This window comes from Haemophilus parainfluenzae, from assembly GCF_014931375.1.
Lineage (GTDB): Bacteria > Pseudomonadota > Gammaproteobacteria > Enterobacterales > Pasteurellaceae > Haemophilus_D.
Genome location: NZ_CP063117.1, coordinates 425,365 through 439,213, shown reverse-complemented (window position 1 = coordinate 439,213; position 13,849 = coordinate 425,365). Strand labels below are relative to the sequence as shown.

At 40.4% G+C, this 13,849-nt stretch carries 10 protein-coding genes; 5 read left to right on the top strand and 5 right to left on the bottom strand.

Annotated elements, in window-relative coordinates:
* Positions 1–137: 137 nt before the first annotated feature.
* Genes INP95_RS02180 through hybO form a run of 5 tightly spaced genes read right to left on the bottom strand, consistent with a single transcriptional unit; the run spans position 138 to position 5,736 of the window.
* Positions 138–617, bottom strand: coding sequence for a HyaD/HybD family hydrogenase maturation endopeptidase (locus INP95_RS02180; RefSeq protein WP_049372989.1), 480 nt, complete (start codon positions 615–617; stop codon positions 138–140).
* Complete coding sequence (gene hybC, locus INP95_RS02175) at positions 617–2,326, bottom strand: hydrogenase 2 large subunit (RefSeq protein ID WP_049371972.1); 1,710 nt, start codon at positions 2,324–2,326, stop codon at positions 617–619. Before hybC ends, INP95_RS02180 begins: the two co-directional genes overlap by 1 nt.
* Complete coding sequence (gene hybB, locus INP95_RS02170; protein WP_070589981.1) at positions 2,326–3,552, bottom strand: Ni/Fe-hydrogenase cytochrome b subunit; 1,227 nt, start codon at positions 3,550–3,552, stop codon at positions 2,326–2,328. Before hybB ends, hybC begins: the two co-directional genes overlap by 1 nt.
* Complete coding sequence (gene hybA, locus INP95_RS02165) at positions 3,545–4,585, bottom strand: hydrogenase 2 operon protein HybA (protein ID WP_070589986.1); 1,041 nt, start codon at positions 4,583–4,585, stop codon at positions 3,545–3,547. Before hybA ends, hybB begins: the two co-directional genes overlap by 8 nt.
* A 2-nt stretch (positions 4,586–4,587) precedes the next feature.
* Positions 4,588–5,736, bottom strand: a complete 1,149-nt coding sequence (gene hybO / locus INP95_RS02160; RefSeq protein ID WP_005697985.1) for a hydrogenase 2 small subunit — start codon at positions 5,734–5,736, stop codon at positions 4,588–4,590.
* A 401-nt stretch (positions 5,737–6,137) separates the two neighbouring features.
* On the opposite strand from hybO, the gene INP95_RS02155 reads away from it, so the two are divergent.
* The 5 genes from INP95_RS02155 (at position 6,138) to cydC (ending at position 13,846) form a co-directional block, all read left to right on the top strand.
* Complete coding sequence (locus INP95_RS02155) at positions 6,138–6,695, top strand: LemA family protein (protein ID WP_232088522.1); 558 nt, start codon at positions 6,138–6,140, stop codon at positions 6,693–6,695.
* Between the two features lie 53 nt (positions 6,696–6,748).
* Positions 6,749–7,594, top strand: coding sequence for a DUF3137 domain-containing protein (locus INP95_RS02150; RefSeq protein ID WP_232088521.1), 846 nt, complete (start codon positions 6,749–6,751; stop codon positions 7,592–7,594).
* Between the two features lie 176 nt (positions 7,595–7,770).
* On the top strand, positions 7,771–10,197 hold the full coding sequence (gene gyrB, locus INP95_RS02145; RefSeq protein WP_197560807.1) for a DNA topoisomerase (ATP-hydrolyzing) subunit B: 2,427 nt from the start codon (positions 7,771–7,773) through the stop codon (positions 10,195–10,197).
* Positions 10,198–10,449: 252 nt separating this feature from the next.
* Positions 10,450–12,195 (top strand): ABC transporter ATP-binding protein/permease, encoded by a 1,746-nt coding sequence (locus INP95_RS02140; RefSeq protein WP_197560806.1) that lies wholly within the window; start codon positions 10,450–10,452, stop codon positions 12,193–12,195.
* Positions 12,188–13,846, top strand: a complete 1,659-nt coding sequence (cydC, locus tag INP95_RS02135; RefSeq protein WP_070589998.1) for a thiol reductant ABC exporter subunit CydC — start codon at positions 12,188–12,190, stop codon at positions 13,844–13,846. Before INP95_RS02140 ends, cydC begins: the two co-directional genes overlap by 8 nt.
* Positions 13,847–13,849: the final 3 nt, after the last annotated feature.

The following is a 13,849-nucleotide window of genomic DNA, read 5'->3' as shown; positions in this document are numbered from 1 at the left end:
TTATTTTTCAATATTAATAAGATTAAAGAATTCTGGCGAAACCTTAAAGAAAATTCCCCTCTTTTGTAAAGAGGGGTTAGGGGAGATTTAACACTTGTCTCGATTAATTAAGTCAAATCTCCCCCAGTCCCTCTTTTCTAAAGAGGGGAATCTAGATTTAAGCCGTATTCCTTAATGACTTGATTTAACGTTTCAAAAACCTTTGGCAACACGTTTTTTATCGTTTCCGTTAAACCAATTCCAGACTCTAGCGACTCTGGTTGGATGCCGATGAGACAAAGGTGTTTGGGAAATTCGTCCGTTAATTTCATTGCAGAAAGTACATCACAAATGCCGAGTTGGTGTGGCGAAATTTTACGAGAGAAAAAGGTTGGTACTTGCTCGTCATGTAACACGACAATCTCACCTGGCTGTTTATTAGCAAGCACGGCATCGACAATAATCAAATGCTCGCGATTTGCCATCGCATCCAGTAATTCCATGCCACAAGTACCACCATCGATGACGTCAAAGTGCGGTTGAATTTCAGGGCGTTTTTCAAGCTCCTGCACAACACGCACACCGACACCTTCATCGCTTAACAAAATATTGCCAACGCCAAGAATTAATGGCTTCATTACAACACCTTCACTTCAGTCACTTCACCGCTTTCGGTATTAACGACATGCACGGCACAGGACATACAAGGGTCGAAAGAGTGAATGGTTCTGACCACTTCTAACGGTTTAGTTGGATCTGCCACCGGTGTACCAATAATGGAAAGCTCATAAGGGCCCATTTGGTCTTGTTCGTTACGTGGACCTGCATTCCATGTAGATGGTACAACTGCTTGGTAGTTTTCAATGCGACCGTCTTTGATGACAACCCAGTGAGAAAGCATACCACGTGGTACTTCACCGAAACCAACACCACGGAATTCACCGCTTGCTGGAATATCTGTTTTGATATACGCCGTCATATCACCTTTAGCGATATTATCAATGAGCATTTGCCATTGAGCGCTTAAAATGTCGTTGATCGCACAGCAATGCACTGTACGACCGATAATACGTCCAAGGGTAGAATGTAATTGATCGGTGGTTAACGTGTTACCAGTCAATTTTTCATAAATGCCTTTTAATTCATTGAAGTGGTTGACAGTTGGCGTGTCATTCGCAGCCAAACCACACATTAAATAGGCGAGAGGACCAACTTCGACAACTTTACCGTAGAAGGTTGGTGCTTTTACCCAAGAGTATTTACCATCATCTTGCCAGCCGGTATATTTCGGGCGAGTTAAGCCAGCCCAAGGTTCTAATGGCTCATCATCTTCGTACCAAGCATGTTTACCACTCTCTTTAATGCCTTTTACAACGAACTCATCTTTTTGTTGGTCGATTGCACGGAAAGTTGATAAATCGCCGTTTTCGATATAACCACCTTTCAACATGAATTTAGAGTTATCTGCATCAATTGGGTATTCAGGTACAGATAAGTAGTTGCCTGATGTTTTACCTAAGCTTAACCATTCAGGATAGTAAGCCGCAAATACTGCCGCATCTACTTTATACACTTGGTTAATGAAGTCAGTTAAGCGATCGATACAAGCTTTCACGAACATGAGACGTTCTTGGTTTAGTACCGCTTGGGAATCTAAGTTAATTGGGTTTGCTACGCCACCAATCGCCAAGTTTTGAATATGTGGTGTTTTACTACCAAGTAATGCCACCACGCGGTTAGCATCACGTTGACATTCAAGGGCTTGCAAATAGTGTGCGACGGCAATGAGGTTTACTTCTGGTGGAAGTTTCATTGCTGCATGACCGAAGTAACCGTTAGCGAAAATACCAAGTTGTCCGCTATCCACTAATGCTTGGATTTTTTTCTGTACGTTGCGGAATTCGTTAGCACTGTTTAATGACCATGTAGAGACACCTTTTAGCATATCTGCCGCTTTTTCAGGATCAGCTTTTAGTGCAGCGGTGATATCCACCCAGTCCATCGCAGAGAGTTGATAGAAATGCACGATATGGTCGTGAATGCTGTGTGCAGCTAGAATCATGTTACGAATGTATTGTGCATTGACAGGTACTTTAGCACCGATAGCATCTTCTACAGCACGCACACTGATAATCGCGTGTACTGTGGTACATACACCACAAATACGTTGCATAATCATCCATGCATCACGTGGGTCTGCACCTTTTACGATATTTTCCATACCGCGCCACATGGTACCGGATGACCAAGCATTGGTGACAACACCGTTTTCAATTTCGCAATCAATACGTAAATGACCCTCAATACGGGTAATTGGGTCAATTGAGATACGTTTTTTTTCTGACATTATTCTGCTCCGCTAACTTTTTGGCTGAATGCCGCTTTTTCGGCAATAATTTTTTCTGAGTCTTCGGTATGTTTTTCTTTAAATACCGGTAATACAGGGAATAAACGAATGATTAAAATATAGGCACATACTTCAATAGATACGAAACCGATTGAAATAAGCAATTCTTCCGCAGATGGAAAATATTGATAGCCGTTGCCCGGATTATACATGATAAGCGAATAGTTCATACGCCATAATGCTGCACCGAGTAACATGCTTAATGCCGAAATAAATAACCAACGGGAATCTGATTTTTTCTCCCCAAGGAAGAGGGTCAGCAATGGTAATACCATCAACCAAACTTCCATCCAGAACATCCATGCTTCAAATTTAGTTAATTTATCGAAACCCATAACCATTTGCAGTTTGTCGTGATAAATCAACTCACCAAAACGCACCGCTAAGAAACAGAAAATTAATCCTGCGGTAACGCGTGCTAATTGAGTAAATAAATGACGTTCATCTGGTGTTTTTCCTGCAAGACCCGCTTTAACTAAAGACCCCTCAAAAATCACAATAGAGAAGCCCATAATGAAAGCAGTCAGCAAGGAGAGAATTGGTAGTGCTTCATAGCTTTGCCATACCGGATGGACTTTGTGACCAGCTACAATCATCAAGGAACCCATTGAAGATTGGTGCATCATTGGTAACAAGGCACCCAAGGCAATAATGAAAAACATGATTTTATTCAGTTTATTAAACCATTTTTTCAAGCCGAAGAAACCAAGCCATACAGGGGCAAATTCTAGGGTCACTACGATGATATACACCGTCATACAAAATGCTGTTTCAAATAGAACAGAGTTCGTGTTGAACTGGCCTGGAATGTAGAAATAAGGTAAATGCCAATAACGACCCATATCAATGGTGATAGATAGGCCACCGAGTGAATAACCGAATAAACTTGCAAGCAATGCTGGGCGTACAAGGGCGTGATATTTCCCTTTATTGAAAATATACACGGTCCAAGCTAATGCCCAACCGCCACAGGCAAAGCCTGTACCAACAAGTAAGTCGAAGGCAATCCATAAACCCCAAGGATAACCGCCGTTAAGTGCGGTTACAGAACCGATACCAAACACTAAACGTTTTAAAATTAATAAAACGCAAAGCACGGCAAGTGGTGCAAAAAAGAGAATTGCGGCAGAAACAAGTCGACCGCCTACTGGACGTGGATTACTCATGATGCTCATCCTCCGCTTCTTCCATTTCCTTGCGTGCCTGACGCATGGCTTCTTTTTGTGCTGCAATACGCTCAGCGATTTTATCGCCATGCATATTTTTGTAAGTCATAAAGGTTAAACCAGCAAGTGCCACTAACGGTAAGGCTAAACCGCGATACAAGAAGTGTTGTAAATGCGCCGCACGAGAACCTGTCGCAACTTCATCTAAGTCTGGTAAACCAAGATTAGCAAAAGGTACACCACTTAAGGCGAGCACCTGTGTACCACCACCTTCTTTTTCACCGTAGATATGATATTGATATGCCGGTACGGTAGCACGGTATTTATCTGTACTATTTACGTGTTGACGTGGGTAATCATATTCAGTACCACGTAATAAGCTTAAACGACGTTTAGCTTCAGCCAATAATTCTTCACGTGTACCAAAAATAATGGCGCCAGTTGGACAAACATGACAGCAACCAGGTAATTCGCCTTTATCTAAACGTTCAACACCTTTTTGGTTACAGAGTTCACATTTGCTGATTTCACCGAATGGATTGTCATAGTCGTATTTTGGTACATCAAACGGACAACCTACCATGCAATAACGGCACCCAGTACAGATATCGGGATCATATTTTACGATACCGGTTTTTGGATCTTTGGTAAGTGCTTGAACCGGGCAAACCGCAACACAGTTAGGGTCAACACAATGCATACATTGTTTTTTCACGTAAGCATAGCCGTTTTCTGTTTTGTCTTTATTTGTGCCGTCACCATCACTCCATACTTGAATCACGTTACGAGTAAATGGGGTGAGTTTGTCGTTATTTGACCAAGTTTGATCACCTTTTGGGTTCACGGGTGTGTGGTTTACGTTTTGACATTCAGCCACGCATGCTTGACAACCTACGCAAAGGGTAGAGTCGTAAAGCATTCCTAGTGCGCCAGGAATGGGCTCAACCGTTTCCGTTGCCTGCGCACTCGACACAGGCAAGGAGGAAGCGATTCCGCCAAGCATACCTGCTTTTAGAAATTTTCGTCTATCCATTATTATTTACCTGTATGTTGTTCTTTCTCTGCTGCTTTAGCTTCAGAACGGGCTTTATGTTGAGCGCTTAATTCGCGTAAGGTCACAACACTCACACCGGCTAGGATTGCAGCGGCACCACCTAATAAACCAATAGCGGTCATAGTTGCACCTGAACCTTCGGTATTATTAACATCTGGTTTTTCAACACGTGGCGTTGGGTTTTCTACGCCCGCTAATTGGAAAATACCTTTGGTAAAGCCGACGCCTTTTTCGTTACAACCATAGCAAGGGTGCCCGATACCAACCGGCCAGTTATTACCGCCGACATCACAGAATTCCAAAGTAGAGCAGTTACCGTAAGTTTCTGGTCCTTTACAACCGAGATGATACAAACACCAACCGTTGCGGTGACCATAATCGCCGTATTCTTTAGCGAAGCGACCTGCATCAAAGTGCGGGCGACGATAGCAGTTTTCATGAATTAAGCGATCGTAAGCGAATAATGGACGATTTAATTTGTCCATTGCGGGTAGTTTCTTATAAGTAAGAATATAAGCGACAGTTGCAAGGAAGTTGTGTGGATTTGGTGGACAACCTGGAATATTAATCACCGGAGTGCCTTTTGGTAATACTTCAGACAAGCTGCTTGCACCAGTTGGGTTGCCACCGCTAGAAGGTACGCCGCCCCATGCTGCACAAGAACCGATCGCAATAATTGCGGCAGCCCCTTTAGCTGCTTCTTGGATGTGTTCTACAATCGGTTTGCCTGCTACCATACAATAGACGCCGCCGTCTTTTACCGGAATAGATCCATCTACGACTAAAACATATTTTCCATAATACTGTTTAATTGCATTGTGTTTGTTATCTTCAGCTTGTTCCCCAAAGGCTGCAGAAAGAGTTTCGTGGTATTCTAAGGAAATCATTTCCAATACCAAGTTTTCTACTGTTGGGTGGGTCGCGCGTAGCAAGGATTCAGTACAACCCGTACATTCTTGCGCACCAATCCATAATACTGGTGGACGTTTAGGTTCGGTTAAAGCAGCGGTCATTTCTGCACCTGCCTTTGAACTTAACCCCATAGTCGCCGCAAGTGCGGTACATAACTTCATAAAATCCCGACGGGAAACTTCTGCTAAAGCAGAAAATAATCCATCACTTCGTTGCATATAATCACTCCAATTGGCACGTTACTTGTATGGTTAATCTGACCATGATATGCCCTGATGCGGGAAATTTATTTGATCGTAATCAAAAATATCCTTATTTTTCTTACAAAATAAGTGGGTAAGTGATTGTTTTTGCTTAATTGTTGAGAATGATTGTTATTTATTAGCATTGCATCCACTTAGAGTATATTTTTTGTACACTAAATCACAATAAAAAAGCTAGGATTTAGGCTCACAAAAACTTTGTGAAAAATTAACCGCACTTTTGTGTGATCTGAGAGGGGGGGACAAAACTAAATTCTTGGTTTTATTGATTTTTATCAACAAAATATTGTCTAAGTGAATAGATTTTATTACGCTTTTCCCTATACTGAGTAGGGTAATTTTTCTATGGAGAAACAATGATGAATATAGTTGTGGGTATTGTCCTTCTCGGTTTAGCTTTCACTATTTCAATGTATAACAAATTGATTAGAAAACGTAATCAGGTGAGTAGTGTTGAAGCCAGTGTGGATGTTCAGTTAAAGCGTCGTTATGATTTATTGCCAAACCTTGTTGCTACTGCAAAGGAATATATGTCGCATGAGCGTAGCTTACTTGAGCGTATCGTGACTTTACGCGAAAGTGCTAAATCAGCCCATTCTACAAGTGAGAAATTCCAACTCAATAATGAGATTTCGGGGGTATTACGTCATTTACAGGTTCGTCTAGAAAATTATCCGGATCTCAAAGCCAATCAAAATCTTTTGCAAATTCAGACCACACTTAGCGATATAGAAGAGCAAATCTCTGCAGCTAGACGTACTTATAATTCAGCAGTTGAAGAGTATAACAATGCGGTGGAAATGTTCCCGTCAAATTTAATCGCAAATTTGTTTAATTTCCAGAAAGGAACATTTTTCGATATTCCTCAGAATGAGGCTGAAGTCCCTAATGTGAGTAATTTATTTAAACAATAAGTGAAAAAACCATGAATACACCAAAAGAGATTGAAGGGATTCGTTTTCTTGGATTGGAAAAATTAGATGAGGAACGTTTAGCCATAAAATCCCTCATCAATAAATGGATTATTATGCTATGCGTTGGGTTATTTTTTCTCATCGGAACGATAGGGAATGGGTATCTATTAAGTACAGCATTGATCCTTGGTGTGCTCATTTATTCTTTTCGTCATTTATTTTTTAAATATAAGCGCTTTATTGCAGAATTTAAAACTCGAGTGATTAATACGATTGTCCAGGAATTTGGTTTCCGCTTTAGCGCTGATAGAGGACTGAATATTGCTGATTTCCTCACCGTTTATGATACTGGTACCGCGACATTCCGTAGTGAGGATTTAATTTTTGGTGAGTTTAACCAAACTGAAGTTGAAATCTGTGATTTTTCAGCATTTAACATGTCGTTGAAAGAGAAATCAGTTAGGGCATTAGGCACTCAGAATTTTCAAGGCATTTTATTTAAAGCCACTTTTCCTAAAGAGCTGGCTCATTGGGTTTATGTTTGCGATAAAAAGGAAGCGGGTTTAAGAAAAGAAGGTGAAATTGCCTTAATGGATAATCCATCTTTTAATCGTTACTTTGATGTGTTTACGGAAGATCAAATCTTAGCTAGATATGCCTTATCACCTAAGTTAATGGAGAGCTTTTGTGGTTTGAAAGAGAAATTTAATTGTCCTATTTCGATGGTACTTCGTAACCGAGAAGTGATTGTTGCGGTTAATTTAGGCAGGAATAGTTTTGAACCATCCTTTGAAAAGTCCTTATTGGAGGATAATACTATTCGAGATTATATTTCGAGTATCAAAGGTTTCACAGATATGGTGAAAGAACTCGGGTTAAATAACCACATTTGGAAATAAGTGTTAATGCAATAAAAAAGACGAGTTTAGGTAAAAACTCGTCTTTTTGTTTATATGCTATGTATTTGTTTATTGGTTTTTAAACAGCGAAAATTTTGACCGCACTTTTATTTCGCAAAATAGTCAGTTTTTTGCTATAATTCCGCACAATTTTCATTACAAAATAGAGAAAAACTATGTCAGAAACACCGGTTACAGAAAATGCTTATGGTGCATCAAGTATTAAAGTCTTAAAAGGGCTTGATGCGGTTCGGAAACGTCCGGGCATGTATATTGGGGATACCGATGATGGAACAGGCCTACACCATATGGTGTTTGAGGTGGTGGATAACGCGATCGATGAGGCGCTTGCTGGCTATTGTTCCGATATTATCGTCACTATTCATGATGATAATTCTGTTTCCGTGCAAGATGACGGTCGTGGTATCCCGGTAGATATTCATCCGGAAGAAGGTGTTTCTGCAGCAGAAGTAATCATGACAGTGCTTCACGCGGGCGGTAAATTCGATGATAACTCTTATAAAGTATCAGGTGGTTTGCACGGCGTGGGTGTTTCGGTAGTAAATGCACTTTCTGATAAATTGCAATTAACCATTCGTCGCCAAGGTCATGTGTACGAGCAATTCTATCACTTAGGTGAGCCTCAAGGGCCTTTAACTATTATCGGTGAAACGCAAGCGACGGGTACAACGGTGCGTTTCTGGCCAAGTCCAGAAATCTTTGCAATTACAACTTTCGATTACAAAATTTTAGCAAAACGTTTACGTGAGCTTTCATTCTTAAACTCTGGTGTATCGATTCGTTTAATCGATAAACGTGATGGCACAGAAGATCACTTCCATTACGAAGGTGGTATTCAAGCGTTCGTTGAATATTTAAATAAAAATAAAAATCCAATTCACCCAAAACCATTCTATTTTTCAGCTGAAAAAGACGGTATTGGCGTGGAAGTTGCATTGCAATGGAATGATGGCGTAAACGAAAACGTTTATTGCTTTACCAATAACATTCCACAGCGTGATGGTGGTACACACTTGGCCGGTTTCCGTGGTGCATTAACTCGTAGCTTAAATAACTATATGGAAAGCGAAGGGTTACTGAAAAAAGAGAAAGTGAGTACTTCAGGTGACGATGCGCGTGAAGGTTTGGTGGCGATTATTTCGGTGAAAGTGCCCGATCCTAAATTCTCTTCGCAAACAAAAGACAAATTAGTGTCTTCTGAAGTGAAAAGTGCGGTTGAATCTGCCATGAATGAGCGCATGCAGGAATATCTATTAGAAAATCCAGCTGATGCAAAAATCATTGTAAATCAAATTATTACGGCTGCACGTGCACGTGAAGCTGCACGTAAAGCACGTGAAATGACCCGTCGCAAAGGCGCATTAGATATTGCTGGTCTTCCGGGTAAATTAGCTGACTGCCAAGAAAAAGATCCAGCTCTTTCAGAACTTTACCTCGTGGAGGGGGATTCTGCGGGTGGTTCGGCTAAATCAGGTCGTGATCGTAAAACTCAAGCAATTTTACCGTTAAAAGGGAAGATTCTTAACGTTGAAAAAGCACGTTTTGACAAAATGCTTTCTTCTCAAGAAGTGGGGACATTAATTACGGCGTTAGGCTGTGGTATTGGCCGTGATGAATATAATCCGGATAAATTACGTTATCATCACATCATTATCATGACTGATGCGGACGTGGACGGTTCACATATTCGTACTTTATTGTTGACCTTCTTCTATCGTCAAATGCCGGAATTAATTGAACGTGGTTACGTGTATATCGCTCAGCCGCCACTTTATAAAGTGAAAAAAGGTAAACAAGAGCGTTATATCAAAGATAACGACGAAATGGTGCAATATGAGTTAATGCTTGCGTTAGATGGTGCAGCGTTACATATTAGTGCTAATGCGCCAGCAATGAATGATTTAGTGTTTGAGAAATTAGTAGGCGAATATAACAATGTTCAGAAATTAATTACTCGTTTAAGTCGTTACTATCCAGAGCCATTGTTACAAGGCTTGGTTTACCAACCACAATTAACCGTTGAGTTAATGCGTAATGAAAGTGCGGTCGAAAATTGGGCGAATGCTTTTGTTGCGTACTTAACCGAAAAAGAAACGGAAGCCCATTTATATTCAGCAAGAACCCAATTTAACAGCGAACGCCAAGTATATGAAGCCGTCATTACCGTTCGTAAACATGGTATTGATACAGATTACTTCATTAACTTTGATTTTGTGACAGGCAATGAATTTGCGAAGATCTCGACATTCGGCCAGCAAGTCAATGGCTTGCTCGAAGAGGGGGCGTATGTCACTCGTGGTGAAAAAACTCAACCAGTTCAATCATTTGAACAAGCTGTTGAATGGTTGATGAAAGAATCTCGCCGAGGTTTAGAAATCCAACGTTATAAAGGGTTAGGTGAAATGAACGCTGAGCAACTTTGGGAAACCACCATGGATCCAAATGCTCGTCGTATGTTAAAAGTATCAATTAAAGATGCTGTTGCTGCAGACCAACTCTTCACCACATTAATGGGGGATGAAGTTGAGCCTCGTCGTGAATTCATCGAAATGAATGCGTTGCGAGCAAACTTAGACGTTTAGTCTAATATTCAAAAATATCACTGAGAATGACCGCACTTAGGAAAACCGAGTGCGGTATTTTTTTATTTTATTTAGAAATAGAAATAATTTTCAATTAGATCTATTATTTGTGTGTATTCTTTACTATAATTTTCACGATTTTTATCGTTTAAGGACAATGATACGAAATAGACTCGTTTTTTGTTGTTAGATTGGTAGCAAAGTACGCATAGTAATGTGCGTACTTCTTTTTTGTTTTTAGGAGCAATCATTATGATGATAGATAAACGCCTAATTAACACGGTGGCCGACAGTAAAAAATGGATTGGTATCACGGTGTTATGGAACTGGGTGGCGTTAATTGGTGGGATTATTAGTGCCGTCGTGTTTTCTTATATTTTACAGGCGGCTTATTTTAATGAATTGGGTCCACTAAGTGCGGTCATTTTGGGCATCGTTTTAATTGCTGCTTTGGCGTTGCGTGCCTTTGCGGGTAAAAAATCGGTGCAGTCTTCTTATTTTGCGAGTACGAAAGTAAAACATGAACTGCGTAGCCTCATCTATCGCAAATTAGCCTCAATGCCACTTAACCAAGTGAATCAACAATCTACGTCAAATATTATCCAAGTGGCTTCAGAAGGTGTGGAGCAGCTTGAAATCTACTTTGGGCGTTATTTGCCTCAGCTTTTTTATAGCTTGCTTGCTCCGCTCACACTCTTTGCTTTCCTGATCTTTTTCAGTTTTAAAACAGCGGTAATTTTGTTGATTTGCGTGCCGTTGATCCCGATGTCGATTATTGCGGTGAATAAAATTGCGAAAAAACTCCTGGCAAAATATTGGTCCATTTATGTGGGATTAGGCAGCAGTTTCTTGGATAACCTACAAGGTTTAATCACGCTGAAAATCTACCAAGATGATGCTTATAAAGCGAAAGCAATGGATGAGGAAGCAGAACATTTCCGCAAAATTACCATGAAAGTGCTTACCATGCAGCTTAACTCGGTATCGCTGATGGATTTACTTGCTTACGGTGGGGCAGCAATCGGGATTTTAACGGCGTTGTTGCAATTCCAAGCCGATCAATTAACCGTATTAGGCGTCATTTTATTTATTCTACTTTCTTCTGAATTCTTTATTCCGCTTCGTTTATTGGGTTCTTTCTTCCATGTAGCGATGAATGGTAAAGCGGCATCAGATAAGATATTCACATTGTTAGATACGCCCGTGGAAACTCAAACACAAGCGGTCGATTTTGCAGCGAAAAATGCTATTCAAGTGGATATTCAAGATCTGCATTTTTCTTATAGTGAAGAGAAGCCTGCGATTGTTGGCTTAGATTTAAGCATCTTACCAAATCAGCTTACGGTCTTTGTGGGTAAAAGTGGTTGTGGTAAATCTACCTTGGTTTCATTGCTAATGGGCTTTAATAAGGCGCTACAAGGCAAAATTCTATTCAACGGCCAAGAAATTCAAGAGATTAATCGTCATTCGTTTTATGAAAAAGTCTCTTTGGTGAGCCATAGCAGTTATGTGTTTAAAGGTACGCTACGTGAAAATATGACCATGGCGAAAATCGATGCTACAGATGAACAAATTTATGCGTGTTTAGAACAAGTCAATCTGGCGCAATTCGTTCGAGATAATGGTGGATTAGATATGCCATTATTAAGTCGTGGCGCAAATTTATCTGGCGGTCAAATTCAACGTTTAGCTTTAGCACGCGCGTTATTACACAATGCGGCGCTTTATATTTTTGACGAAGCGACCAGTAACATTGATGTGGAAAGCGAAGAAATTATTTTGCAGTTCATTCAGCAATTTAAACAACAGAAAACCATTGTGATGATTTCTCACCGCTTGGCGAATGCCGTGAATGCCGACTGCATTAATGTGCTTGAACAAGGCAAATTAATTGAGCAAGGCACACATAAAGAGCTCATGGAAAAACAAGGTGCGTATGCTGAAATGTTCCAACAACAAAAAGATTTAGAACAAATTAGAGAGGTGGCAAATGCGTAAAAATGGTTTTGTTGTGATGGGGCATTTGTTGAAATTAGTGACTCCATTGGCGCATATCATGGCGTTTACTATCACGATGGGAACGCTCGGTTTTCTTGCTGCTATCTTTATTATGGTGCTTGGGGCGATGGGTTTAGTGAATTTATTAAACTTTGACACCCATTTAAGTTTTTCTGGAATTTTGATCGCACTTATCGTGTTAGCGGTGGCTCGTGGCGCATTGCGTTATTTAGAGCAAATGTCAGGGCACTATATTGCTTTTAAATTATTGGCATTATTGCGTGACAAAGTGTTTTCGTCTTTACGCCGCTTAGCTTTTGTGAAATTGCAAGATAAACAAGCGGGGCAATTAGTGTCCTTGGTGACTAATGATATCGAATTGCTCGAAGTGTTCTATGCGCACACCATCGCGCCAATTATGATCGCATTTTTTACTTCTGCGATTTTATTGTTGGTTTTTGGGCATCTTTCAGGCTGGTTTGTACTTGTAGCATTAGCCGCTTACTTAACAGTAGGTGTGATTTTACCCATTATCACCACTAAATTAGCGCGTGAAGATGGTAGACGCTATCGTGAATTAGTAGGCGAAATGAATGATTTCTTCCTCGACAGTGTGCGTGGTATGAAAGAGATCCAACTTTTCGGCTACGCAAAACAACGTTTAGATGAAATTCAACAACGCAGCCAAAAAATTGATACGGCTTTTGAGCGCATTAAAGACCAAGAAGCCAAAGTTCGCGTTTACACTGAAGTGGCAGTATCGGCGTTTAACATCATTATGTTATTCACCGGCTTAATTTTGTTTAGTCTAGATAAGATTGATTTTTCTGCCTTTTTAATTGGCGTGATTTTATTGATGTCGAGCTATGGCCCGGTTATTGCGTTAAGTAACCTTTCAAGCAACTTGTTACAAACCTTGGCTTCAGGTGAGCGTGTATTGAGCTTGCTAGCAGAAGAACCCGAATTAAAAGACGTAGAAAGTGCGGTCGATTTAAAAGATGTTTCTCGCATTGATGTAGAGAACGTAAGTTTTGCTTATGGTGAAGAACAAATTTTATCGGATGTCAGCTTATCTGTGAAAAAGGGTGAAATCCTAGGGATTCACGGCAGAAGTGGTAGCGGTAAAAGTACCCTGTTAAAACTGCTGATGCGTTTTTACGATCCTAAATCGGGTAGCATTAAAATTAACGGCGAAACTTTACCGAATATCAACACCCGTAGTTTGCGAGACAATATAGCGTACATTACTCAGCAAACCTATATTTTCAACGAAACCATCGAGGAAAATATTCGCCTTGCGCGCCGTGATGCCACGTTAGAAGAAATGATGGAAGCAGCGAAGAAAGCATCAATTCATGATTTCATTTTAAGCTTGCCAGAAGGCTATCAAACGAAAATGACGGAATTAGGCGGTAACCTCTCTGATGGTGAAAAACAACGTATCGGTATTGCTCGTGCATTCTTACACAACGCACCGATTATTTTACTTGATGAACCAACCAGTAATTTGGATAGCTTAAACGAGGCGATGATTTTGAAATCGTTATTGAATGTGAAAGCAGAAAAATTGATTATTCTTGTGAGTCATCGTCAATCGACTATGGCTATTTGTGATCAGGTGATTGGCATTGAGAATGGTAGAATGTCGTAAGGC

Excerpts from the sequence above, each read along its gene's own strand:
- INP95_RS02180 (WP_049372989.1), bottom strand. The coding sequence starts at position 617 with ATGAAGCCATTAATTCTTGGCGTTGGCAATATTTTGTTAAGCGATGAA.
- hybC (WP_049371972.1), bottom strand. The coding sequence starts at position 2,326 with ATGTCAGAAAAAAAACGTATCTCAATTGACCCAATTACCCGTATTGAG.
- hybB (WP_070589981.1), bottom strand. The coding sequence starts at position 3,552 with ATGAGTAATCCACGTCCAGTAGGCGGTCGACTTGTTTCTGCCGCAATT.
- hybA (WP_070589986.1), bottom strand. The coding sequence starts at position 4,585 with ATGGATAGACGAAAATTTCTAAAAGCAGGTATGCTTGGCGGAATCGCT.
- hybO (WP_005697985.1), bottom strand. The coding sequence starts at position 5,736 with ATGCAACGAAGTGATGGATTATTTTCTGCTTTAGCAGAAGTTTCCCGT.
- INP95_RS02155 (WP_232088522.1), top strand. The coding sequence starts at position 6,138 with ATGATGAATATAGTTGTGGGTATTGTCCTTCTCGGTTTAGCTTTCACT.
- gyrB (WP_197560807.1), top strand. The coding sequence starts at position 7,771 with ATGTCAGAAACACCGGTTACAGAAAATGCTTATGGTGCATCAAGTATT.
- INP95_RS02140 (WP_197560806.1), top strand. The coding sequence starts at position 10,450 with ATGATGATAGATAAACGCCTAATTAACACGGTGGCCGACAGTAAAAAA.
- cydC (WP_070589998.1), top strand. The coding sequence starts at position 12,188 with ATGCGTAAAAATGGTTTTGTTGTGATGGGGCATTTGTTGAAATTAGTG.